The organism is Pseudoduganella ginsengisoli, from assembly GCF_009720865.1.
Classification (GTDB): domain Bacteria; phylum Pseudomonadota; class Gammaproteobacteria; order Burkholderiales; family Burkholderiaceae_D; genus Rugamonas; species Rugamonas ginsengisoli.
Genome location: NZ_WNLA01000025.1, coordinates 63,285 through 88,432, shown reverse-complemented (window position 1 = coordinate 88,432; position 25,148 = coordinate 63,285). Strand labels below are relative to the sequence as shown.

At 60.2% G+C, this 25,148-nt stretch carries 18 protein-coding genes, 4 tRNA genes and 1 pseudogene; 9 read left to right on the top strand and 14 right to left on the bottom strand.

Translation table 11 applies throughout. The features are described 5' to 3' along the window. The 4 genes and pseudogenes from GM668_RS25945 to GM668_RS31820 form a co-directional block, all read right to left on the bottom strand. Positions 1-1,957 (bottom strand): DUF4347 domain-containing protein (locus GM668_RS25945; protein WP_155441869.1); only part of this gene is annotated, 1,957 nt, incomplete at its 3' end. A 344-nt stretch (positions 1,958-2,301) separates the two neighbouring features. Continuing rightward, entirely contained in the window at positions 2,302-3,126 is an 825-nt protein-coding gene (locus tag GM668_RS25940) for a phage tail protein (protein WP_155441868.1), read from the bottom strand. 58 nt (positions 3,127-3,184) lie between these two features. Then, positions 3,185-3,718, bottom strand: a complete 534-nt coding sequence (locus GM668_RS31355; protein WP_229499927.1) for a hypothetical protein — start codon at positions 3,716-3,718, stop codon at positions 3,185-3,187. Between the two features lie 39 nt (positions 3,719-3,757). Continuing rightward, positions 3,758-3,982, bottom strand: a pseudogene (locus GM668_RS31820) (phage tail protein); the annotation flags it as partial. A gap of 378 nt (positions 3,983-4,360) precedes the next feature. On the opposite strand from GM668_RS31820, the gene GM668_RS25930 reads away from it, so the two are divergent. From GM668_RS25930 to GM668_RS25895, 8 genes are all read left to right on the top strand, one after another. Next, positions 4,361-4,436, top strand: a tRNA-Val gene (locus GM668_RS25930). Between the two features lie 40 nt (positions 4,437-4,476). Beyond that, positions 4,477-4,553: transfer RNA gene (locus tag GM668_RS25925), tRNA-Asp, on the top strand. 25 nt (positions 4,554-4,578) lie between these two features. After that, positions 4,579-4,654, top strand: a tRNA-Val gene (locus tag GM668_RS25920). Positions 4,655-4,690: 36 nt separating this feature from the next. After that, positions 4,691-4,767 (top strand) — tRNA-Asp (locus tag GM668_RS25915). A gap of 61 nt (positions 4,768-4,828) precedes the next feature. Beyond that, on the top strand, positions 4,829-5,908 hold the full coding sequence (locus tag GM668_RS25910) for a hypothetical protein (protein WP_155441866.1): 1,080 nt from the start codon (positions 4,829-4,831) through the stop codon (positions 5,906-5,908). Continuing rightward, positions 5,902-6,525, top strand: a complete 624-nt coding sequence (locus GM668_RS25905) for an ABC transporter ATP-binding protein (RefSeq protein ID WP_155441865.1) — start codon at positions 5,902-5,904, stop codon at positions 6,523-6,525. Before GM668_RS25910 ends, GM668_RS25905 begins: the two co-directional genes overlap by 7 nt. Before the next feature lie 90 nt (positions 6,526-6,615). Further along, entirely contained in the window at positions 6,616-7,095 is a 480-nt protein-coding gene (locus GM668_RS25900; protein WP_155441864.1) for a cyclic nucleotide-binding domain-containing protein, read from the top strand. Continuing rightward, complete coding sequence (locus tag GM668_RS25895) at positions 7,092-8,264, top strand: AI-2E family transporter (protein WP_155441863.1); 1,173 nt, start codon at positions 7,092-7,094, stop codon at positions 8,262-8,264. The genes GM668_RS25900 and GM668_RS25895 overlap by 4 nt, the downstream gene beginning before the upstream one ends. 1 nt (position 8,265) lies before the next feature. Here GM668_RS25895 and ahpF read toward each other — a convergent pair whose 3' ends face one another. From ahpF to GM668_RS25870, 5 genes are all read right to left on the bottom strand, one after another. Beyond that, the gene (gene ahpF, locus GM668_RS25890; RefSeq protein WP_155441862.1) at positions 8,266-9,852 is read right to left on the bottom strand and encodes an alkyl hydroperoxide reductase subunit F; all 1,587 of its coding nucleotides are present in this window, start codon (positions 9,850-9,852) and stop codon (positions 8,266-8,268) included. 71 nt (positions 9,853-9,923) lie between these two features. Further along, on the bottom strand, positions 9,924-10,487 hold the full coding sequence (gene ahpC / locus GM668_RS25885; RefSeq protein ID WP_155441861.1) for an alkyl hydroperoxide reductase subunit C: 564 nt from the start codon (positions 10,485-10,487) through the stop codon (positions 9,924-9,926). 163 nt (positions 10,488-10,650) lie between these two features. Further along, positions 10,651-13,386, bottom strand: a complete 2,736-nt coding sequence (locus GM668_RS25880; protein ID WP_155441860.1) for an EAL domain-containing protein — start codon at positions 13,384-13,386, stop codon at positions 10,651-10,653. A gap of 36 nt (positions 13,387-13,422) precedes the next feature. Further along, positions 13,423-14,865 carry an RCC1 domain-containing protein gene (locus tag GM668_RS25875; RefSeq protein ID WP_155441859.1) on the bottom strand — a complete coding sequence of 481 codons (1,443 nt, stop codon included), beginning with the start codon at positions 14,863-14,865 and terminating at the stop codon, positions 13,423-13,425. Positions 14,866-15,059: 194 nt separating this feature from the next. Next, the gene (locus tag GM668_RS25870; protein ID WP_155441858.1) at positions 15,060-17,396 is read right to left on the bottom strand and encodes a YgiQ family radical SAM protein; all 2,337 of its coding nucleotides are present in this window, start codon (positions 17,394-17,396) and stop codon (positions 15,060-15,062) included. A 179-nt stretch (positions 17,397-17,575) separates the two neighbouring features. On the opposite strand from GM668_RS25870, the gene GM668_RS25865 reads away from it, so the two are divergent. Further along, the gene (locus GM668_RS25865; RefSeq protein WP_229499925.1) at positions 17,576-18,088 is read left to right on the top strand and encodes a DUF1269 domain-containing protein; all 513 of its coding nucleotides are present in this window, start codon (positions 17,576-17,578) and stop codon (positions 18,086-18,088) included. 70 nt (positions 18,089-18,158) lie between these two features. On the opposite strand, the gene GM668_RS25860 is transcribed toward GM668_RS25865, so the two are convergent. The 5 genes from GM668_RS25860 to GM668_RS25840 form a co-directional block, all read right to left on the bottom strand. Further along, complete coding sequence (locus GM668_RS25860; RefSeq protein ID WP_155441857.1) at positions 18,159-18,431, bottom strand: DUF4404 family protein; 273 nt, start codon at positions 18,429-18,431, stop codon at positions 18,159-18,161. A gap of 66 nt (positions 18,432-18,497) precedes the next feature. After that, on the bottom strand, positions 18,498-19,892 hold the full coding sequence (locus tag GM668_RS25855) for an MFS transporter (protein WP_155441856.1): 1,395 nt from the start codon (positions 19,890-19,892) through the stop codon (positions 18,498-18,500). Positions 19,893-19,922: 30 nt separating this feature from the next. After that, positions 19,923-20,471 (bottom strand): hypothetical protein, encoded by a 549-nt coding sequence (locus GM668_RS25850; protein ID WP_155441855.1) that lies wholly within the window; start codon positions 20,469-20,471, stop codon positions 19,923-19,925. A 106-nt stretch (positions 20,472-20,577) separates the two neighbouring features. Further along, positions 20,578-22,692 (bottom strand): M3 family metallopeptidase, encoded by a 2,115-nt coding sequence (locus GM668_RS25845; protein WP_155441879.1) that lies wholly within the window; start codon positions 22,690-22,692, stop codon positions 20,578-20,580. A gap of 39 nt (positions 22,693-22,731) precedes the next feature. Continuing rightward, positions 22,732-24,903: a M3 family metallopeptidase gene (locus tag GM668_RS25840; protein WP_155441854.1), complete on the bottom strand. Its 2,172-nt coding sequence runs from the start codon at positions 24,901-24,903 to the stop codon at positions 22,732-22,734. Positions 24,904-25,148 lie beyond the last annotated feature (245 nt).

Here is a 25,148-nt window from a genome sequence, read left to right as displayed (position 1 = left end):
TGTCGATGGTGTAGTTCGACGAACTGGCCGTGCCGCTGCCGGCGTTACCTGCCGTATCGGCCACGCCGGTATTGTCCAGCGTGATGACGTTGGTCGTGTCTTCGATGCCGGACGTCGGCGTGTACGTACCGGTCCACGTGGTGCCGCCATCGGATGAACTGAGCGAGGCTATGGAACCGTTGGCTACCGTCAGGTCGGCCGTGGTCAATCCTGTCACCGCTTCGCTGAACGTGATGGTGACCGTGGACGTTTCGCCCGCCTTCAACGACGAGGCGCTGTGGGAGACGGTCGCGGTCGGCGCCGTCGTGTCGAGCGTATAGGCTTGCGAATACACCGTGCCGGTATTGCCCGCCGTATCGGACACGCGCACTTTCAGAGTATTGCTGGACGCCAGTGTCACCGATGACAGCGACCACGTATTTTGTCCCGTGCTGGTAGTGGCCGTGCTCCACGTGCTGCCATTGTCGATCGACACTTCCACGTATTCGCCGCTAGCCAGGTTCGACGCCAGCGTGCCGGAAATCGTTTGCGCGGCGGTCTTCGTGATGAAGTCCGCCGACGACGTGCCGGTGTCGGCAGACAACGCCGCCGTGGCGATGGTATTGGTGGGCGCCGTCGTATCCAATGTATAGCTGTGGCTGTACGCGGTACTGCTGCCGCCACTGTTGCTGACCCGCGCCTTGAACGTGCCGGTGCCGGCCAGTGTCGTGGTGGTGGACCAGGAGGACGACCCTGTCGTATAGCTGCCGGCGTTGCTCCACGTACTGCCGCCGTTGTACGACACTTCCACATACTCGCCACTGGCCAGGTTGGCGCTCAGTGTGCCGGAAATGGTTTGTGCCGCGGTTTTCGTGATGAAATCGGAAGACGACGTGCCAGTATCAGCGGACAGCGACGCCGCCGTCACCGTCGTAGCTGGCGCGCTGACGGACGCCGTGCCGATTATGTTGTCCAGCAAGAGCTGTGGAATGGCGCCACCGCCAGACTTTGTAATGGTAAACCCGGTAATCCCCGTCCAATTCAAGGTGACCCGCGTATCCGACTGCGCAGGCACTGAAACAGTCGTCGTGCTGGAGGTATTGGTGGAGGCTATCACCAGCGACATCCCGGTGGAGTCAGTGCCGTCGCCCAGGTCCAGGCTGGTGAGGTCCATCGGTGTGTCAAAGGTGAACGTGACGGTGTCTGTCGCCCCCAACTGGTCGATCAGCAGCAGCTTACCGCTGTTCAGGCTGAGATAATTTGCACCGCTGCTTAACGTCAGGGAGCCATAGGCGGCGACGTCCCAAATGTACGCGTCATGGGAAGTGCCGGCGTTCACAGTGAGTTTCACGCCGCTCAGCGTTTGCTCGACGTTACCATCGGTATTGCTATTGTCCCGCAACGTTCCGCTGGAAAAATCGAAGGTGGATGATAACAATCCTTGCCACTGCGCAGCCCCTTGCGGCGCCAGCAGCGATGCCGTGCTGATGTCGCCAGCCTGCCGCTCCAACACCCAGTCGCCACCCAGCGCAACAGCACCAGTAGCGTCGGTAGAAGCAGCCACGTCCGCACCAGTCGCGTGCGCCAGCGCGGCCACCAAGTCTGCCCCAGCCTGGCCGGCGCCCGCATCGCAGCCATACAGCAGCAAGTCCGCACCGGGCGCCAGCGCTGCGCCGACACGTGCGAGCTCGGTTGCATGTGCGTCGATACTGGCCGCCGACAAATGCGTACTGCCCAGCTTTAATTCTCCCTGCGCGCCATGCGACACCAGGTGGACGGCTGTAATACCGTCGCGTCCGTCGAGCACGTCCGCCATCTGCGCCAGCCCGTCGCCTGCCCTGGACAACACATGCACTTCTTTATCAGGAGAAATCTGCCGCAACAATCCGGCCAGGTCAGGCACGTCATCCATGACAAACACCATTTCAGTGCGCGCCACGGGAACAGGAGTGGAAGAAGTTAAAGGCAAGCTGCTCATTCAGATATATCCTTGCAAGGCAATGCTTAAAAAACACGTCGGGGGAATGCGGACTGCCACGGCCAGGAGGCCGTGCGTGTATCCATGCGATTTAAAGGCAACGGTCAACCGGGGAATGTCAATCACGGCAGATTGGGCGGAACTGAGGCAGAACCGGTGAAAATTGTTTAAAATGCCATAAAATAAATGACGATATAGAAAATAAAATACCGCTAAGCGGCAAGTTAATCTCAGCGACACATAGAGATTATGCCTTGCCACCTGCGGTTAAATATCACCAATACTCACACTTTCAAAACTTTCAAAACGAAATTGAAAAAATAGTTAGATAGCCAGTCAACGGTTCACGGGCGGTCCGGATATAAGCCATTAGCGGCAATGCATGCAGTCAGGCCCAGCCCCGGCGACTGGGTCGACACGGGCGCCGCCGCGCCGGCCGGCCCCGCCTGGGCTACCGTGACGCTACCGCCAGTGATTCCGTTAGGCACGTTGAACTGGATTTGCGGCGATCCGGCGCTGCCGGTGATTTGCACCGTGGCAGGCAAACTTGCCGCCGGGTTGGGCAAGGTCGTGGTGTAGGGGCCGCTGAAGTTGACTGACGTGGCGCCAGACTTGCCCGACATGGCGGTCAAATAACCGGTCTGGCCCGAAGCGAGACCCACGGTGGTGCCAGCCGCTCCCACGGACGGGCTCACTGGCAGCACGGCCGTCACACCCAGGGTGCTGGGGACGGCGGGTACGGTGACTTGGGTGCCGCTGCCACCGCCGGTTCCCACGAACGTCGCGTTATGGGTATGCGGTACCAGTGGCGTCTGCGTCAAACTCAGCGTCACTGCCTGCTGCCCCACTTGCTGGGCAATATTCACAGCCACCAGATTGGGGCCGGTACCGGTCCCAACCGTGCTACGCCCCCGCAAATCGGGGAGAGCAAACTGGTCTACATTATTACCGCCATACCGAAAGCCAATCAGAGCAAACAGGGCTTGGTATTCCCTGACGGCCAATGTCGCGCCATTGGCCGGCAGGTAACCTCTTGGACACCAGTCAAAAGCAAACGTGCAGATCGTTCCAATAGTAGGTTCCGTGTTACATGCGCTGGCCGCCAGCGGCATGCCGAGCGTTGCAGCGACGCCCGCCAGCAAGCGGCAAGCATGGATCATTTTCTTCATTCGTGACTCCCCAGATATCTCAGGTCAATACGCAATGACTGCATGCAAGACGATGCGTTTATGGACGGTCCGGATACAAGCCCAGGACAGCGATACATGCAGTTTGTCCCAGCCCCGGCGACTGGGTCGACACGGGCGCCGCCGCGCCGATCGGCCCCGCCTGGGCTACCGTGACGGTACCGCCAGTGATTCCGTTAGGCACGTTGAACTGGATTTGCGGCGATCCGGCGCTGCCGGTGATTTGCACTGTGGCAGGCAAACTTGCCGCCGGGTTGGGCAAGGTCGTGGTGTAGGGGCCGCTGAAGTTGATCGACGTGGCGCCAGACTTGCCCGACATGGCGGTCAAATAACCGGTCTGGCCCGAAGCGAGACCCACGGTGGTGCCAGCCGCTCCCACGGACGGGCTCACTGGCAGCACGGCCGTCACACCCAGTGTGCTGGGGACGGCGGGTACGGTGACTTGTGTACTGCCGCCACCGCCGCCAGTCCCCGTGAAGATGGCAGCGTGGGTATGCGGGTACAGCGGCGTCTGCGTCACAGACAACGTCACCGACTGCTGACCAACTTTCTGGGCAATCGCTATGGGGTTCATGCCGGCGCCGGTACCGGTGCCAACGGCGCTGCGCCCACGCAAATCGGGAATAGCAAATAAGTCTGCGTTATTACCGCCATATCGATAGCCAATCAAAGCAAACAGGGCCTGGTAACTATTAACAGCCAAGGTCCGGCCATCAGCAACCACATAACCACGCGGACACCAGTCAAATGAATATGTGCAAATCGAACCAATATACGGCTCTTGATTGCAGGCGCTCGCGGAAAATGATGCGCCAAGTGCAGCAATCAAACCAGCCATCAAACGGTGTGTATGAACCTCTTTCCACATAAACTATCCCTTTGCAATTAAATACAGCTGTTCAGTGATGCCCTCTAAAAAACATATCTATTTTTCGCCAGCCTACCAGAATTGAATTACTCAACGGGCATTTTTATTCAGTATTTTAAAAACCGTTTCAGGTTTTAAAATGCAATTAAACTTCAATAACGCATGGACTATCCATTCCACCGTGCCGGGGCAGCCGGCGGGCGCCATGCACGTGGCGCGCCCGGCTTGCACAGCAGCCGGATGCCTCTTTTTGCACGTCGTCAAAAAAACCCCTTGCACGTTCCAAAACCGCCGTCTATAATTCGGCCTCCTTCAGACGTGATGACAAACGTTGAAGTGTTAGAAGCGGGGCGGTTAGCTCAGTTGGTAGAGCGGATGCCTTACAAGCATTAGGTCGGGAGTTCGACCCTCTCACCGCCCACCACCGCCTGACACGGAACAATGAAGACAAGATGCGCAAGCATGGAGTGGTAGTTCAGTTGGTTAGAATACCGGCCTGTCACGCCGGGGGTCGCGGGTTCGAGCCCCGTCCACTCCGCCAGATTAGTAGTAAATGTTTTGACCTGGGGCGGTTAGCTCAGTTGGTAGAGCGGATGCCTTACAAGCATTAGGTCGGGAGTTCGACCCTCTCACCGCCCACCAGTTAAAACATGTTGTACGTTGCGATACTTCGCAAATGGAGTGGTAGTTCAGTTGGTTAGAATACCGGCCTGTCACGCCGGGGGTCGCGGGTTCGAGCCCCGTCCACTCCGCCAATTCCTGAGAAAGGCCCGATTCGTCGGGCCTTTTTCTTTTTCCGGATCCGTACCGCGCTACATGACACTGCTGCCCCGGCATCCCTACCTCCGCTACCGCGTGCGCATGGCGCATCACGGCTTGCTGGCATTCCTCGCCAGTTTAAAAAATTCCATGGAAGTGCTGGTGCTAGTGTTTTCCAATGTGCTATTGGGACTGTGCGCCGTGATTGCTTTTCCCGGCATGCTGGCTGTCACGATGGCATGGCCTGCCATGCTGGCCATCCTCGCCGGACAAACCCTGTTGATTGCCACCCCGGCCTGGCTGCTGCGCCAGCGCCTGCATCCGCACGCGGCCATGGTATGGAGCTGGCCGCTGCCGGTGCCGCCCGCACTGGCGTGGCGCGGCGACGTGCTGGTGGCAGGCATGCTGGCCGGTCCCGTCGCGCTGATGTATGCGATTTCCTGCAGCATCTGGTGCTGGCAACAGCCCGCCGTACTGAAGCCCGTGCTGCCGCAAGCCATCGCCGCGACCATCGCAACATTGGTGCTGGGCTGGCTGGTGGCCGCCGCCATGCTGGCCGCACGCCGCCGCCAGCCCCGCCCGGCGCCGCCACGCGCCGCATCCGGCCCCGTTGCCACTTCGTACACGCCAACGCCACTGCGGCCCCTGTACGTGGCGCTGTGGCGCAAATTATTCTGGCTGCCGTTCTGGCGCGGCGAAAACAAGGCCGGCCTCCAGCAATGCCTGCTGCTGGCCGCTGCATTGGCCGCCACGGCAACGTGGCTGCTGCACGCCATTCCCGCTATCCCTGCCGCTGCGCTGGGCGGCCTGGCCAGCGCGGCGCTGGTGCTGTTGACGGACCGGGGCGATAAAGCCGTGCGCGAACAGGCGGCGCTGCTGGCGGAAATGCTGGCAGCGTGGCCGCTGCGCAGCGCGCCTTTGACGATGTGCGCGCGCTTATTCAGCCTGCTGCCCGCACTGGCGGTCCTGGCGCTGCATATCGTGCTGGCGGGCCGCACGACGGCCGTGCATGTATGGCAAGCCGCGGCACTGGCGGCGTGCGGCGCCATCGTTGCGCTGCCGCTGGCGCCACGGGGCCGTGTGGTGCTGGTGGTGTTGTCCATAGTGATTCTGACTGCGATAGGAAGTGAATGCTGATGCTGGCCATTGACCACCTGAACTTTGAGTATGCCGGGCACCCCTACGCCGGGCGCCCGTTGTTCCGCCAATTCGGCTTGCAACTGGAAGCGGGCATTACGTGGCTGCGCGGTGAAAACGGCGCTGGTAAAACCACGCTGATGAAACTCATTGCCGGCGCGCTGTTGCCGCATACCGGTACGATCACCGTGGCCGGCATCGACAGCCAGCAGCAGCCGCTGGAATACCGCCGCCACATTCACTATTGCGGCGGCGATACCCCTGCGCTGCCATGGCTGACGGTGCGTGAAATGTTTGATTTGCACGTGGCGCTGTACCCGGGCGCCGACGGCGCCGCATTGAATGCGCAGCTGGACGCGTTCCGCCTGCACGGCGTGCTGGAGCAGCCGGTCACGACCTTGTCGCTGGGCCAGCACAAGAAAATGCAGCTGTCGCTGGCGCTGGCGCTGCCCGTGGCGGTCTTGCTGATCGATGAACCGTTCAATGGCCTCGATGTGGCGGCCGTTGCCTACCTGCGCACGCAACTGGCCGATCCCGCCCGCCGCGCGCGGCAATGCACGGTGCTGACCAGCCATCTGGAACCGGACTTGCCGCTGGCACAAACGATACAACTGTGACGGCCGACACTTGCAACTTGACAATAATCGGTCACAATCGAATGCGTACCCGGACTTTTCCGGGCTTCCTGCGCAATGGAGCCGTTTCCGATGTTTGGCCTGTTCAAATCCCACAAACTGTCGCCACGCCTGCACCGGCTGAAAGAATCCACGCTGTTTGCTTCGCTGACGCCGGTGGAATTGAACATCGTCGATGACTTGATGCATGAGCGCCGCTACGTGGCCGATGAAATCATTTTCGATGAAGGGGAAGAAGGACAGGCGCTGTACCTGGTGATGTCAGGCCGCGTGATCATCAGCCGCGCGCACAGCGATGGCGTGGAAATCGTCGCGGAAATCGCGCCAGGTTCGTTCTTTGGCGACCTGGCCTTGCTGGACAATGGCCCCCGCAATGCCCAGGCGCGCGCCCTCGATCACTGCGAACTGGCCGTGTTCTTCCGCGCCGACTTCATGGGCTTGATGGAAACCGATGCGAAAATCGGCTACAAGATCGCGTTGGCGCTGGCCCGCCACATCGGCCACCGCTTGCGCGAATGGATGGCTGGCAAGCCTCAATTCGAGGCGCTATGAAAATCGACCATATCCGCCTGCCCGGCGGTGCACAGCGGAGACTGCCGCCCGTGAACCATGAAGAAGCCGCCGGCCCGTTAGTGTGGACGGGCATTATCGCCAGCACGTGCGTGCTGTTGCTGGTGACGCAGCACATGCTGTGGCTGGCCATTCCGTTCCTGCTGGCGATCATCCTGTATTACCTGCTGTTGCCGCCGATGCAGCGCCTGCTGCGCATGGGCATGGGGCGCAACATGGCGGCGCTGGTGGTGGGCGGCAGCTTTTTGCTGGCCGTGGCGCTGGCCGTGCTGGCCAGTATCAGCTGGACTTCGGCGCCCGCCGATTCATGGCAAACCATGCTGGGCCGCTACCTGCAAGGGGGCCTGTCCTTCGTGCGCACCTTGCTGCTGGGACTGGAACAGCAATTCCCCATCCTGCACGACATTCACTTAAGCCAGGTCATCAACAGCCAGTTCACGGCGTACACGGAAGACTTTGTGCAAAGCCATTTGACGGGCTTTGTCGTGTCGGTGGCCGGCTGGTTCCCTGCCCTGCTGCTGGCGCCGTTCTTGACTTTCTTTTTCCTGCGCGACGGCCACCTGTTCAAGAAATTCCTCGCGCGGGCCGTACCGAATGCCTTCTTTGAACGCACCTTGTGCCTGCTGCATGAAGTGGACCAGACGGCGCACCGCTACTTCCAGGGCCTGGCGTGGCTGACGGTGCTTGATACAGCCGTACTGGCGTTGGGCTTGTGGGCCATCGGCGTATCGTCGCCCGTGGTGCTGGGCTTGATTTCCGCGCTGCTGGCGTGGGTTCCTTATGTCGGGTCCATTGTCGGCTGCATCATGGTGGTGATGGTGGCGTTCACGGATGGCGCGGGCGATCCGGTGGTGGCTTACAGCGCCATCGGCGTCTTCATCCTCGTGCGCTTATTGGATGATTTCGTGTTCATGCCGCTGACGCTGGGCCGCAGCCTGCACATGCATCCATTGATCACGGTGCTGATGATCTTTATCGGCGGCGCGGTGGCCGGTGTGGCGGGGCTGATGCTGGTGCTGCCGTTGTTGGGGGTGGTGATGGTGGTGGGAGAAACCATCGGGCGGTTGCTGACCAATCCGCGCCTGCGCGCCCGGCATCGGAATGCGCGGGCGCTCAGGGAAAAACAGGCCAGTGCGGATTTAGTGGTTTAAGTCAGGCGGCAACTGCGACAGCCGCTTCTTCCACCTCATCACCCGAACGGATCAAGTGATCGAAGGCCGACAACGCTGCCTTCGCCCCTTCGCCGGTGGCGATGATGATTTGCTTGTACGGCACCGTCGTCACGTCACCGGCAGCAAACACGCCCGGCACGGAAGTCTGGCCGCGCGCATCGACTTCGATTTCACCGTGGCGCGACAGGGCAACCGTCCCTTTCAGCCATTCGGTATTCGGCACCAGGCCGATTTGCACGAACACGCCTTCCAGGTCCACCTTATGCGGCTCATTGGTGGTGCGGTCCGTGTACGTCAAGCCGACGACTTTCTTGCCATCGCCGAGGATTTCCGTGGTCTGCGCCGACACGATGACTTTCACGTTCGGCAGGCTGCGCAGCTTGCGCTGCAACACGGCATCCGCACGCAGTTCCGCGCCGAATTCAATCAACGTCACGTGCTGCACGATACCGGCCAGGTCGATCGCCGCTTCCACGCCGGAATTGCCGCCGCCGATCACGGCCACGCGCTTGCCCTTGAACAGCGGGCCGTCGCAGTGCGGGCAGTAGGCCACGCCGTGGTTGCGGTATTCCTTCTCGCCCGGCACGTTGATTTCACGCCACCGCGCGCCCGTCGCCAGGATCACGGATTTGCTCTTCAACGTGGCGCCGGTCGCCGTGGTGACTTCAATCAGCTTGCCCGGCTTCAGTGCACTGGCGCGCTGCGTATTCATGATGTCGACTTCATACGCTTTGACGTGCTGTTCCAGCGCGACGGCGAATTTCGGACCATCGGTTTCCGTCACGGAGATGAAGTTTTCAATCGCCAAGGTATCGAGCACCTGGCCGCCGAAGCGTTCCGCCAGCACGCCGGTCTTGATGCCTTTGCGGGCTGCGTAAATCGCCGCTGCCGCGCCGGCAGGGCCGCCGCCGACGATCAGCACGTCGAACACGTCTTTCTTGTTCAGTTCCTCAGCAGCGCGGGCGCCGGCATTGGTATCGAGTTTCGCGAGGATTTCTTCCACGCTGGTACGGCCCTGGCCAAAGTGCTGGCCATTCAGGAACATCATCGGCACGGCCATGATCTGGCGTTCTTCCACTTCTTTCGGGAAGACCGCGCCGTCAATGGTGACGACCTTGATGCGCGGGTTGATGACCGCCATCGCGTTCAATGCCTGCACCACTTCCGGGCAGTTGTGGCACGACAGCGAGATAAACGTCTCAAACGTATAGTCGCCATCGAGGTTGCGGATCTGTTCGATCACGGCTTCGTCGAACTTGATGGTATGGCCGCCCACTTGCAGCAGCGCCAGCACCAGCGACGTGAATTCATGGCCCATCGGGACGCCGGCAAAGGTCACGGCAATATCGGTCCCGGGGCGGGTAATGGCGAACGATGGCGTGCGCACGGCGGCGCTGCCCTTGTGTTCAACCAGGGTGATCTTGTCGCTCAACACAACGATGTCGTTGAGCAGCGCCTGCATTTCGCGGGCTTTGTCGGAATCGTCGAGCGATGCAACGATCTCAATCGGCTGCACGACCTTTTCCAAATAGGCTTTCAACTGGGTTTTGAGATTGGCATCCAACATGACTTTTTCCTTTTTCTTGAAACGGCGCAGGATCAATCCTGCGCCGTGGTACAGCGTTTATTGACTGATGCTTAGATCTTGCCAACCAGGTCCAGCGATGGGGTCAGCGTAGCGGCGCCTTCGGTCCACTTGGCTGGGCAAACCTGGCCTGGGTGCTCGGCAACGTATTTAGCGGCTTTGACTTTGCGCAGCAGTTCGGTTGCGTCGCGGCCGATGCCGTTGTCGTGCACTTCCATCACTTTGATGAAGCCTTCTGGGTTGATGACGAAGGTGCCGCGCAGTGCCAGACCCTCTTCTTCGATCATGACTTCGAAGTTACGCGACAGGGCGCCGGTTGGGTCGCCGATCAGTGGGTATTGCACTTTCTTGATGGCGTCCGACGTGTCGTGCCATGCCTTGTGAGCGAAGTGGGTGTCGGTCGAGATACCGTACACGTCCACGCCCAGTTTTTGGAATTCAGCGTGGTTGTTTGCCAGGTCTTCCAGTTCGGTTGGGCAAACGAAAGTGAAGTCGGCCGGGTAGAACACGAATACCGACCATTTGCCTTTCAGGGACGCTTCGGTCAGGTCAACGAATTTGCCGTTGTGGTAAGCGGTTGCCTTGAATGGTTTGATCTGGGTGTTAATCAGCGACATTGTGGTTTCCTCGTGAGGTTTGTTATCAATGAGACGTCAGTCTACGGGTTTCTAAGTCATTTGAAAAATTGATTGTTCCAATGATTTCAATTGACTTTGACTATCAATCAACATAGCCAAGACGCTATTATCCCCGTTCCGGCGGGGATGCGTGATTAGTTCGTCAAGATGGCTGGCCGCGCAGGTGGGCGTCGAATTCCGCGGCGGGCATGGGTTTGGCAAACAGGTAGCCCTGGCCATAGTCGCAGCCGGCTTGCGCCAGCAGATCGCACTGTTCCGGCGTTTCCACACCTTCGGCAATCACACGCAGGCCCAGCTTGTGGGCCATGACGATGATGGCGTCGGACAGCGCCATGTCGGAAGAATTGGGCGCCAGGTTGCGGGTAAAGCTGCGGTCGATTTTCAGATAATCGATGTCGAATTTCTTCAGGTAAGACAGCGACGAATAACCGGTGCCGAAATCATCGAGCGCCACCTGGATGCCGACGTCGCGCAATTGCAGCAGCTTCTTCGTGACGGCATTCGACGCATCAAGCAGCAAACCTTCCGTGATTTCAATCACGATGGACTGGCCCGGCAAGCCCAGGTCCGTCAACAGCCGCATCCACCCTTCATAACCGCCTTCGCGCTGGAATTCCAGCGGCGACTGGTTCACGCTGACCTGGAATTCCGGGTGGATGTCAGTACGCCAGCGCTGGATCCAGCGCGCCGATTCCTGGAACACCCATTCGCCGATTTCGTGGATCAAACCGGACGATTCCGCCAGCGGGATGAATTCCAGCGGGCTGACCATGCCGCGCAGCGGATGGCGCCACCGCACCAGCGCTTCGGCCTTGTGGATGCGGCCCGTGCGCAAGTGCACAATCGGCTGGAAATACAATTCCATCTGCCCTGCCTTGACGGCGCCACGCAAATCATTCGTCAGGCGCATGCGGTTCAGCGCCGCCACTTGCAGCGCCGGCGTGAAATAGCTGAAGCGGTTGCGGCCGGCATCCTTGGCCGCATACATGGCCTGGTCCGCGTGCTTGAGCAAATCATCGATGGAACTGGCGTCATCCGGATACAGCGTGATACCGACGGAAGCGGAGATGAAAGCTTGCTCCTGCCCCAGCTGGAATGGCGCCCGCAGGCTGTCGATAATGTTTTGCGCAATGGTTTCCACGCGGCCGATATCCGTCAGCTCGCCGAGGATAACCGTGAATTCATCGCCGCCCAGCCGCGACACGGTATCCGATTCGCGCACGCAGGCGCCAATGCGCCGCGCCGCATCGATCAGCAAAATGTCGCCCTGGTGGTGGCCCAGCGTATCATTGACTTCCTTGAAGTGGTCGAGGTCGATGAACAGGATGGCAATGCGGTTGCCATCGCGGCGGCTTTTGATAATTGCCTGCTCCAGCCGGTTATGAAACATGCGCCGGTTCGGCAATTGCGTCAGCGTGTCGAAGTTGGCTTGCTGCCAGATCAGCGCTTCTGTCTGTTTCTTTTCCGTGATGTCTTCGATCATGCACAGGTGCAGCGCCTGCTGCGCGCCGGCAGCCGGCAGCGCCGTGATCGAGGCATCGACCCACACGATGGAACCATCGGGCCGCAGCATGCGCTTGGCCAGTTTAAAACCCGTCTGGCGGCGCGCCGCCATCGCGTCAATTTGCTGCTGCTCGGCCGCCACGTCTTCCGGATGGCTTAAATTACGCCATGTGCTGGCTTTCATTTCATCGAGCGTGCGTCCCGCGATTTGCAGGTAGCGGGGATTCATGTCGATGAACTGCCCCGTGTTGGTATCGATCAGTGCAATCCCCAGCGGCGCCGCTTCAAACATGGTGCGGAACCGCTCTTCGCCCTTGCGGATGGCTTCCTGCGCGCGGTTGCGCTCACGCGTCAGCAGGGAAAAGTGCACGGCGGCGCCCAGGATCAGCAGCACGCTGGCGGCGCCCAGCACGCGGTACAGCCACACGAGGCTGGGACCGCTCTCGACGTTGTAGAGGAAGCCGTCGAAGTTCACGCCTTTTTGCAGCATGCCCAGTTCCGCATAGATGTCGGCAATGTGCTGCCAGCGTTCCGGGTTCATGTAGCCGATTTCCACCAGCACGGGCTGCACCAGCGGCACCATGGCGCGTGCTTCAAACAGCAAATGCTGGCGGTCATTGCGGCGCGAATATTTATTCAAAATCAGGTCGGCGATTTCTTCCTGATGGCTCATCGCATATTGCCAGCCGCGCATGCTGGCGGCGCGGAATGCTTTGACGCGCTCAGGGTGCTGCTTGATTTCCTGCTCGCTGGTGAACAGGTTGTCGCCATAAAAATCAATGCCCGCATTGCGCGGGCTGTAGATATCGTAGGGGAAGCCGATGCGGTCCAGGTAGTCCGGTTCATTGGTCACGTACACGGACATCGCATCGACCCGGCCTTTGACCAGATCATCCGGATTGTACGTATGCTCGACCCGGATCAGGTTGGCCGCAGAGATGCCTTCCTTCTTCAGGTACGCCATGATTTCATCGGCTTGCGTCAATTCATCCGTCAAGGACCCGATCATGGCGCGCTTGCCGATAATCGCGTGAATGTCCGGCGTGGCGCCAGTCTGCGCCATGATCAGCACATACGGTGAATGCTGGAACACGACGCCCAGCACCACGACGGGTTTGCCCGACATGCGCGCCAGCAGCAGGCTGCTGCTGCCGACGCCATATTGCGCTTTGCCAGCCAGGACGGCGCGCTCCGGCTCGTTGCCATCGGCGCCTTCCAGGATTTGCACGTCCAGCCCCGCTTCGCGGTAATAGCCTTTTTCCACGGCCGCGTAATACCCGGCAAACTGGAACTGGTGCGTGTGTTTCAATTGCAGCGTGACCTGTTCCTGCGCGTGCGCCGGCAGCGCGCACAGCGCCGCCAGCAGCATACACATCCGGATCAGCCAGCGCAACAAGATCGCCGCACTCCGTTACTTCAGGACAGCTGGCGCGGTCACGTCCGCTTGCGTGCCGTTACCCAGCTGGCCTTCCGTGTTGCGGCCCCACAGCCAGACGGAATTGTCTTTCTGGAGTGCTGCGCTATGTGCATTGCCTGCTTCCACCGTCACCCAGTTGATGTCCGTACCGATCTGCACTGGTGCGCCGACATTGACGGTGCTGCCATTGCCCACCTGGCCATTGCTGTTCGCACCCCAGCCCCACAGCGTGCCATCGGTGCGTACGGCCAGCGAGTGGGCCAAACCGGCAGCGATCTTCGACCAGGTGGTGGCCGTGCCTACTTGCGTCGGCGCAGTGGCCGTCACTGCGGTATTGGTGGTGGCCACACCCAGCTGGCCAGACGAATTGTCGCCCCAGGCCCACAAGGTGCCATTGGTTTGCACGGCCAGCGAGTGGGTGCCGCCTGCCGCGACGCTGGCCCAGCTTGCCGTACCGGTAGACAGCTTGAAAGGCACCAGCAAGTCGGTGGTGGCGCCATTGCCCAACTGGCTCTTGGCATTGCCGCCCCATACGTACAGCGAACCATCCAGCGCGCGCGCCATCGAGTGCGAGCCACCCGCCGCGATGCTGCTCCAGGTCAGCGCCTTACCGGTGACCAGCACGGTAATTTTGGTCGGCACCAGGCGGTCGCTGCGGGTGTTATCACCCAATTGGCCATTGGCATTGCGGCCCCAGGCATATAATGCGCCATCCTTGTCGATGCCCATGCTGTGCGATTTGCCTGCGGCGATCTGCGACCACTTAATCGTGCCGATCTGCACCGGCGTGGTCTTGTCGACCAGCGAGCCGTCACCCAACTGGCCATTCTGGTTAAAGCCCCAGCCCCACAAGATGCCATCGCTATCGACAGCCAGCGTATGGAATTCACCTTGCGCCACCTGCTTCCATGGCAATTTGACCTTGGCCGGCGGCGTCACCAAAGTCGGGCTCGCATGGTCGAGATTGGTGCCGTCACCCAGCTGGCCTTGGCGGTTAAAGCCCCAGGCATACAGCGCGCCATCGCCGCGCAGCGCCAGCGTATGGTTACCGTTGGCGGAAACCGCATCCCATTTACCTTTGACCGTCACCGTGGTGGAGCCGGACAGCGAACCCATCGTGGCCGTCACGGTATCGGTACCGATGCCCACGCCGGTCACCAGGCCAGTGGCGGGCAACACGGAAATATTCGGGCCTTTTACGGACCACGTGACACCGGTGGTCAATGCACTGTCCTTGCCATCCGAATAATGGCCAGTGGCGGTCATTTGCAAGGTCACCCCGACTTGCGTGGTCGGCGTGGGCGGCGACACGGTAATTGACAGCAGGGTCGGCGTGGTGGTGGAAGAGGAACTGTCTTTGCCACCACCGCCACAGGCGGCCAGCAGCGCCAGCATGGGAGCCAGCAACAGTGCGGTTAATTTCAGCGATATTTTCATAGTCATCCAGTATGGGTTCGGGGCTCGGTCTGGGCGTCCCCGATCTGAACAATCAGTGTAGCCGCAACCCGCCCCGCTCGTTCATGTGAGCTGGGATGAATTATCCATGCATTTGTGAAATTTGAGGGTAGAAAACAACACGGCGGGCGTCCCGTGAGGGAGCGCCCGCCGTGCCGGACAGCCTACCTGGCGAATTATTTCCGTCCGCGCGGCGCCGGACCTGCTTTGGCGCCTGCGGCTGGCCGGCCACCCTGCTTGGCCGGCGCCGGAGCCGCCTTCTTGACCTTGATGGTGTCAAGAATCGACGGGCGCGACTTGGTTTCCACCGTGGCGCGCGCCGTCATCGAACCCGTCAGCGCATTCGGCTTGCCGCCGCGGCCGGGCAATGGCAAACCTTGGCCACCGCGCTTGCCGGCGCCGGGCGCCAGCATCGGCATCGCGCGCTTGCCCTGGGATACCTTGAAGTTTTCCTCGCCCTGCACGTAGGGCGGGATCAGGTGGCGTTCGCCCGTGCCGATCAAGTCGCCACGGCCCATGCGGCGCAGCGCATCGCGCAGAATCGGCCAGTTCTTCGGGTCGTAGTAGCGCAGGAACGCTTTATGGGCCGTACGCTGCTTCTGGTTGCGCGGCGTTTCCACGACTTCCGAATCTTCCGTGACCTTGTGCAGCGGATTGCGGCGCGAGTGGTACATGGCGCTGGCCATGGCCATCGGCGTCGGCATGAACGTTTGCACCTGGTCCAGGCGGAAATTGTTTTTCTTCAGCCACAGCGCCAGGTTCAGCATGTCTTCATCCGTCGTGCCCGGGTGGGCCGCGATGAAGTAAGGAATCAAATACTGTTTCTTGCCCGCTTCGATCGAGTATTTCTCGAACATGGCGCGGAATTCTTCATACGCGCCAATGCCCGGCTTCATCATCTTCGACAGCACGTTGGTTTCCGTGTGCTCCGGCGCAATCTTCAGCAAGCCGCCAACGTGGTGCGTCACCAATTCCTTCACATATTCCGGCGAACGTACGGCCAGGTCATAGCGCAGGCCCGACTGGATCAGGATTTTCTTCACGCCGGGGATCGCACGCGCCTTGCGGTACAGCTTGGTCAGCGGATTGTGGTTGGTGTTCAAGTTCACGCAAATCGACGGGTACACGCACGACAGGCGGCGGCACGTTTCTTCGATTTCCTTGCTCTTGCACGTCAGGCGGTACATGTTGGCGGTCGGACCGCCCAGGTCGGAAATAATGCCCGTAAAACCTTTGGTCTTGTCGCGGATGTGTTCGATCTCGCGCAGGATCGACGGCTCGGAACGGCTCTGGATGATGCGGCCTTCGTGTTCCGTGATCGAGCAGAACGTGCAGCCGCCAAAGCAGCCGCGCATGATGTTCACCGAGAAGCGGATCATTTCCCACGCCGGGATATTCGCATCGCCGTAGCTCGGGTGCGGGGCGCGCGCGTAATTCAAGTCGTAGACGTTATCCATTTCATCCATGGCCAGCGGCAATGGCGGCGGATTCATCCACACGTCGCGGTCGCCATGCTGCTGCACCAGCGCGCGCGCGTTGCCGGGATTGGATTCCAGGTGGAACACGCGCGAGGCGTGCGCGTACATGACCGGGTCATCCTTGACCACGTCATACGATGGCAGGCGCACCACGGTGCGGTTGTGCTTTTCCTTGGCCATCGCCTGGCGCTCTTCGCGCGTCATGATGCGGATCGGCTTGACTTCCGGCTCGGGCGCCGCGTTTTCCGATGCGCATTCTTTCTTGTCTTCCTTGGCCATCGCATACGGATCCGGATGCGGATCGATGCGGCCGGGGATATCGACGCGGGTGGAATTGTGCACACCCCACTCTTCGGATGGCATCCAGCCCAGCGGCACCATGAACGCCGTGCCGCGCAAATCTTTGATGTCCTTGATGCTCTCGCCGGCATCCAGGCGCTTCGTCATATCAACCAGCGCGCGCTCGGCATTGCCGAAAATTAGCAAGTCAGCCTTGGATTCCGTCAGCACGGATTTACGCACCTTGTCCGACCAGTAATCGTAGTGCGCAATGCGGCGCAGCGACGCTTCGATCGAACCGATGATGATCGGCGTGCCCGGATACGCTTCACGGGCGCGCTGTGCATACACGGACACGGCGCGGTCCGGGCGCTTGTTCGGTTCGCCATTGGGTGTGTACGCGTCATCCGAACGGGGCTTCTTGTCTGCCGTATAACGGTTGACCATCGAATCCATATTGCCGGCCGTGATGCCGAAATACAGGCGTGGTTTGCCCAGCGCGCGGAAGGGATCGACGGAATGCCAGTCTGGCTGGCTGATGATGCCGACGCGGTAGCCTTGCGCTTCCAGCAAGCGGCCGACCAGCGCCATGCCGAAACTCGGATGGTCGATATAGGCGTCGCCCGTTACGAGAATGACGTCGCACTGGTCCCAGCCGAGTTGTTCCATCTCGGCGCGGGACATAGGGAGGAAAGGCGCGGATGCAGCGCGCTCAGACCGCTTAGGAACGGTCGCAAATAAATTGGTGGGGGTCATAGGCGCGCATTGTACTAGAAATGCTTTCGTTGCGCGCATCCGATAGTCTTTTTCAATTGGAAAATCTTATATTTTTCAATAACTTGTGAAGATGGACATGTCCAGAGAATACAAGGCACTACTATTGCCTTTGTTACATTTTTTACCATAACAAAGATATAACCCGCTCGGAGATTACTATGCGCCGTCGTCTCTACTACATGCTTCCAGACATCCCCAGCGCGCGCGCCATGCTCGATGAATTGCTGCTCGCGCGTATCGAAATCAGTCACATCAAGTTTCTTGCCAAAGACAAAACATTGCCTCCTGACATGCCCGATTGCAGTTTCCTGCAGCGTACGGATATCGTGCATGGCGCCCAACTGGGCATGGTAATCGGCGGCATCGTGGGTCTGGGTACCGCTATCTTGCTGACCATGTTCCCGCCTGACGGCTGGACCATCCGCACGGCCGCTATTTTGCTGGTCGCGCTGGGTGGCGCGCTGTTTGGCGGATGGGCATCCGGCATGAATGCGGCAGCCATCCCCAATACGAAACTGGAACAGTTTGCGCCCCGTATCGCGCAGGGGCAGGTGTTATTGATCGTCGACGTGCCACCCAGCCGGGTGCTTGAAATTGAAGAGATGATCCAGAAGCGTCACCCAGACTTTGCCTTTGGCGGTATCGAACCGCCGATGCTGGCGTTTCCGTAACGCTGGCCGCCCGGGACTTCCGGTCCCGGGTTCTCATACCCAAGCCGAGGTTCGTATGAGCCTCGGCTTTTTATATACCCATATTGGCCAGGATGGACCCCAGTTCGCGCAGCGCCGGCTCCAGGGTCGGGTGTTTGGCGGCAAAGCGGGCGGAAATTTCCTGCGTGCGTTCAGCCAGCCCATACGGCGACACTTCATCGCCCTCGGCGGCGCGCTGTTCCAGCAGCTGGCGGATATCACCGTCCAGCTGGCGCAGCAAATCCTGCAATTCCTCGTCAACCGGACCGGACTGACCCAGCCGGGCATGCAAAGCTTTCAACGAGGCTTTCAGATCATTATCCATTGCTGTCCCCTGTAATTGCCATAGCCAATTTATACACCGAATCCACGCATCGAGCTACGGATGTGTTCATTTCAACGCAGCGGGACGCAAGCTGCTGGCGCCGCACGCCATTAATGCCAGCGCGGCAGCGGCCCACGCAATCCATGCGGTAGGCTGCGCCAATCCCAGCGCAAAAATGACGGCCACCGCCACGGCGCCCAGCGACTGTCCCAGCAACCGTCCCATCGATTGCAAGCCGCTGGCGCCGCCGCTGCGCGATCGCGGTGCGCTGCCTACGATGACACGGTTATTGGGCGACTGGAACAAGCCAAAGCCCACGCCGCACAGCCCCAGGCGCCAGCCCAGGTCGACATACGACGGCGCTGCGCCCAGCATGGGCAAGCTGGCCAGGCCCAGCGCCATCACCAGCAAGCCGACGCACGCCAGCCGCGCCGGCGGAAAACGGTCTGACAAGCGCCCCGCCATCGGCGCCACCAGTGCTGTCATGACGGGCCACGGCGTCATCAGCAAACCCGTGGCAACGGCCGTCTGGCCCAGCGTATGTTCAAAATAAAATGGCAATGCAATGCCGGCCATGGTTTGCGCGGCAAACGAGCCGATCGACGTCACCAGCGACAAGGCAAACACCGGCATGCGCAGCAAATCCACGGGCAGCATGGGCACCGGCCTGCGCAATTCGCGGCGCACGAAAACCACGCCAAACAATAACGCCAGCACCAGCATGGCAGCCGCCTGGCGGCCACCCTGTACTTCGCTCAGCGTATTGAGGCCGCCAATCAGCAAACCAAAGGTCAGCGCATTCAATGCGGCTCCTGCCACGTCAAATGGATGGCGCGATGCCGGAGTCTTGGGCAAGGCGCGGGCCGCCACCACCAGCGCCAGCGCGCCCAGTGGCACGTTCACGAGGAACAGCCACTGCCAGTTGGCCAGCGACAGGATAGCGGCCGCCACCGATGGGCCAGCCGCCGACGACACCGCGACCACCAGCGACGAATAGCCCATGCCCACGCCCAGTTGCGCCTTGGGGAAAATGTAGCGCACCAGTGCAATGTTGACACTCATGATCCCGGCCGCGCCCAACCCTTGCACAGCGCGCGCACACGCCAGCACCGGCAAGGTCGGCGCATACGCGCATGCACAGGACGCAGTGGAAAACAGCGCCAGCCCGCACCAGTACACTTTTTTATAGCCGAGGCTGTCGCCGACTGAAGCCAGCGGCAGCAAGGCGATGGTAATGGCAAGCTGATAGGCATTGACGATCCACACAGCCTGGGCTGGCGTACTGCCCAGGTCACGGCTCATCGATGGCAACGCTACGTTCACGATGGCGGTGTCGAGCACGGCCATCGTGACGGCAATGGCAACAGCAACGAAAGCAAACAGGCGCTGGCGGGGTGGCAAGCCGTCCGGCAATGCATCGGGGGCTGCCGGGGCGGCGTTATTGGCACTACGTTGGGTCATGCGTACGGAATTCCTGCTGAAATGGTTAATTTAGCAAGTAAGACTACACGGATCCGCCATTTCTTGCCCAGCAGCGAATATTTTCAATTTCTGCCGCATCCCGGCCCAGCGACCGTAAGAATGCCTCGTGCGCTGCAGGCGCCTGTTTTTCAAATAGCGCGTGCCACCGCCCCATGGCAGCGTCATCGATGCCGGCGCCCGGTCTGGCTGGACAAAGGCAGTGCGGGCCGCCGCCCCGGCCAGCCGCTCCGGCGAATAATGCAGCGCCAGCCGCGCGCGGGCGTCAATCAGCAATGGCGCGTTCGCCGCCAGGAATGCCGGCCAGTCCTGTCCACGGTTCGCCGCACCTCCCGCCAGCAACAGGCGCAGCAGGGCTTCGGTGATCGTCCAGTGAAACTTATCCGCAGCGCCCAGGTGGGATGCATAGCGATGGATGCCAGCACAAGCCTGCCGTACGGCGTCATCTGGGGAAAACTTGCGCAGCAAAATCCAGCCCAGGCGTACGTGGCCCACGTGGTTGAAATGTTCAGGCGCCAGCGTGCAGGCGGTGAACTGGCAGAGGAATTCGTCGTCAGTCATGGCAGCTCCTTGAAGGGAGCCGCCACGATAAACCTGCCTACAGTAGACAAGTCAAATAGTTTCCTAACTGCAGAAAGGCCCCGGGCACCTTTCTGCTTTACTGCAATTATTTCTCCGTCAAGCCACGGCGCTCCAGCAGCGGTTCAATCTGCGCATCGCGGCCGCGGAAGTTGCGGTACATCTGCATCGCATCCATCGTGCCGCCGCGCGACAGCAGCATCTTGCGGAACCAGTCGCCGTTCTTGCGCAGCATGCCGCCATTTTCCTGGAACCAGTTCACGGTATCGGCATCAAGCTTCTCGCTCCACAGGTAACCGTAGTAACCGGCCGAGTAGCCGCCTGCGAAGATGTGCGAGAAGTACGTGGTGCGGTAGCGCGGCGGTACTGGTGCGAAATCAACGCCCGCGTCTTTCAAGGCTGCCGTTTCAAACGCCACCACATCGGCCGGGATTTGCGACGCATTCAACTGGTGCCAGCGCTGGTCGACGATGGATGCCGCCAGGTATTCCGTCGTGCGGAAGCCTTCGTTGAATTTCTGCGATGCGATCACCTTGTCCAGCAACTCTTTCGGCATTGCCTCGCCAGTCTGGTAATGCTTCGCATAATTGGCCAGCACGGCGGGATACACGGCCCACATTTCATTGACTTGCGACGGGAATTCCACGAAGTCGCGCGGCACGCGGGTGCCGGCAAAGCGCGGGTACGTCACGTCCGAGAACATGCCGTGCAGCGCATGGCCGAATTCATGGAACAAGGTGCGCAATTCATCGTACGTCAGCAACGTCGGCTCGCCATCGGCCGGCTTCGGAATGTTGAGGTGATTGGCAATCACGGGCTGCGTGCCCATCAGCTTGGACTGGCTGACGTATGCATTCATCCATGCGCCGCCACGCTTGGTCGGGCGCGCATAAAAGTCCGCCAGGAAGATCGCCAGCTGCTTGCCGTTTTCATCAAACACGTCGAACACGCGCACGTCCGGGTGATACACCGGCAAATCCTTGCGCTCCTTGAACGACAAGCCATAGACCTTGCCGGCAGCGAAGAACAGCCCGTTGGCCAGCACGTTGTTCAATTCAAAATACGGCTTCAACTGGCTCTGGTCAAAGGCGTAGCGCTGCGCACGCACTTTGTCCGAGTAGAACGACCAGTCGGCAGCGCCGAGCTGGAAGCCGCCCTTGTCCGCATCGATGACTTTCTGGATTTCCGCCGCTTCTTTCTTCGCATTGGCCACGGCCGGACGGGCAAATTCCGCCAGCAGCTTGTTCACGGCTTCCGGGCTGTGCGCAGTCTGGTCTTCCAGGTTATACGCGGCATGGCTCGCATAGCCCAGCAGCGCAGCCTTTTCAGCGCGCAGCTTGGCCATTTTCAGCACGACGTCGCGGTTATCGAATTCCCCGCCATGGCTGCCGCGCGCCAGCGACGCGTCCAGCAAGCGTTGGCGTACGGCGCGGTTGGTCAGCACGGACAGCGATGCCTGGCCCGTCGTGTTGGTGACGGGGATGGCGAACTTGCCTTCCAGGCCGCGCGCCTTGGCAGCCGCGGCCGCCGCATCGATAGCCTTGTCGCTCATGCCGGCCAATTCTTCGCGGGTGTCGACAATCAGCGCCGACGCATTGGCTTCCTTCAGCACATTGGCGCTGAACGTGGTTTGCAGTGCAGCCAGTTCCGCGTTGTACGCTTTCAGCTTTTCCTTGTCGGCAGCCGACAGCTTGGCGCCGGCGCGCACGAAGTCCGTGTGGTAGCGCTCCAGCAGGTATTTCGATTCCGCGTCCAGGCCCAGTTTGTCGCGCTTGTCGTACAGCGCTTTGACGCGCGCATACAGCTTGCCATTGAGGCGGATGGCGTCGTTGTGGGCCGCCAGCTTCGGCGCCAGTTCCTTGTCCAGCGCCTGGATGGTTTCATTCGTATTGGCGCCGTTCAGGCTGTAGAACACGGTCGATACGCGGTTCAGCAACTGGCCGGAGCGTTCCATCGCCACGATGGTATTTTCAAACGTGGGCGGCTTCTTGTTGTTGGCGATAGTGTCGATTTCCGCCAGGTTCTGGCGCATGCCTTCCGCAAAAGCCGGGGCGTAGGCATCGTTGCCGATCTTGTCGAAGGCGGGATACTGGAATGGCAGCGTGCTGGGCTGGGCGAACGGGTTCGATGCGTCAAACGCTGCGGCGCCGGCGTGGGCGAAAGTAGCAAAGGCCAATGCAACAGCGGCAGCAGCGATTTTCATAGTTTTCATGAGTGGTTCCCAGGATGTCGGCAGGATGGATTACTTGGCCAGCAAGCCGCGGCGGATCAGCAGCGGTTCGATTTGCGCATCGCGGCCGCGGAAGTTGCGGAACAGTTGCAGCGCATCGTCGGTGCCGCCGCGCGACAGCAGCTTGTCGCGGAACCAGTCGCCATTCTTGCGCTGCAAGCCGCCGTTTTCCTTGAACCATTCCACCGTATCGGCGTCGAGCTTTTCACTCCACAGGTACGAGTAATAGCCGGCAGCGTAGCCGCCCGAGAACGTGTGCGAGAAGTACGTGGTGCGGTAGCGCGGCGGCACCGGCGCATAGTCAACGCCGACATCCTTCAAGGCAGCCGCTTCAAACGCCAGCACGTCGGTCGGGATTTGCGACACGGGCAACTGGTGCCAGCGCTGGTCCAGCAGCGACGACGCCACGTTTTCCGTGGTGGCGAAACCCTGGTTGAATTTCTTCGCTGCGGCGACTTTTTCCAGCAATGCGGCCGGCATGGCTTCGCCGGTCTTGTAATGCCGGGCGTAGTTCGCCAGCACTTCCGGATTCGTCATCCACATTTCATTGACTTGTGATGGATATTCCACGAAGTCGCGCGGCACGCTGGTACCGGAGAAGCGCGGATACTTCACGTTGGAGAACATGCCGTGCAATGCGTGGCCGAATTCGTGGAACGCGGTTTTGACTTCATCCACGGTCAGCAGCGTCGGCTCGCCTGCCGGCGGTTTCGGAATATTCAGATGGTTCGCCACCACCGGCTGCGTCCCCAGCAGCTTCGATTGCGACACGTATTCATTCATCCAGGCGCCGCCCTGCTTGGTCGGACGCGCATACATGTCGGCCAGGAAGACCGCCAGCTGTTTGCCATCCTTGTCGAACACGTCGTACACCTTGACGTCCGGATGATAGACAGGCAAATCCTTGCGTTCTTTGAACGACAGGCCATACAGCTTGTTCGCAGCAAAGAACACGCCTTTTTCCAGCACGTTGTTGAGTTCAAAGTATGGCTTCAACTGCGCGCCGTCGAAGCTGTAGCGCTGCGCGCGCACTTTGTCCGTGTAGAACGCCCAGTCTGCCGCACCGACTTGAATCCCTGCTTTTTCCGCATCGGCAACCGCCTGCAAATCCGCCTGCTCCTTGCGCGCATTGGCCACCGCCGGCTTGGCCAGTTCCGCCAGCAGTTTGTTGACGGCGTCCGTGGACTTGGCGGTCTGGTCTGCCAGCGAATACGCGGCATAGTTCGGGTAGCCCAGCAGCGCAGCTTTTTCCGCGCGCAGCTTGGCGATCTTCAGTACGATATCGCGCGAATCAAACGCGCCGCCATGGCTGCCGCGAGCTTGCGACAAATCCATCAAGCGTTTGCGGGTGGCCGGGTTGGTCAGCACGGCCAGCGGCGGCTGGCCCGTCGTGTTAATCAGCGCCACGGCAAACTTGCCTTCCATACCGCGCGCCTTCGCCGCGGCAGCCGCCGCATCGATGGCGGCGTCGGACATGCCGGCCAGCTCTTCGCGGGTATCGACGATCATGGCCGACGCATTGATTTCCTTCAGCACGCTTTGCGAGAACGACGTCTGCAGGGTGGCCAATTCACTGTTATACGCTTTCAGCTTTTCCTTGTCAGCCGCCGACAGTTGCGCGCCGGCGCGCACGAAGTCCATGTGGTAGCGTTCCAGCAAATGCTTAGCTTCCGCGTCCAGGCCCAGCTTGTCGCGCTTGTCGTACAGCGACTTCACGCGCGCATACAGTTTGCCGTTCAAATAAATCGCATCACTATGGGCCGCCAGCTTTGGCGACATGTCGCGGTCGATCTCGTCCAGCTTGTCGTTGGTATTCGCGCCCTGCAGGTTGCTGAACGTGGTCGATACGCGGGCCAGCAACTGGCCGGAGCGCTCCATGGCAACAATGGTGTTGTCGAACGTGGCCGGCTTCTTGTTATTGGCAATCGCGTCGATTTCCTTCAGGTTTTGCGCCATGCCTTCGGCGTAAGCAGGAGCGAAGTGCTCATCCTTGATCAAGTCAAACTGCGGATAGTGGAAAGGCAGCGGACTTGGTTGCGCGAACGGATTATTTGCCAAATTCGCGGCTGGCGACGCCGCGCTTTGAACAGACGCGGCAGCGGCAGTGGTTTGGGCGGCAAAGGCAACGGGAGTCAGGGCAAAGCCGGCAGCGGCTGCCAGGATGAGCAGATTGGGACGGGACATTTTATCTTTCGGTAAAAGACAAGGGCACACGGCTGTATGAGCGGTGTGAAGAGCCGCCGATGATATCAGGACACTTTTCGGCAGTCACTTGCATTCCATGCTGCGGCGCACTTTGATACTTAACGTTACAAGCCATTTCCTGTTGGAATAATCTGCTACTAACTACCACAATAAAAGCCATAAATTATTGATTTGACACAGAAAAATGCGATTTCTATGCTGTAAACTGGATTTTTTGATAACCA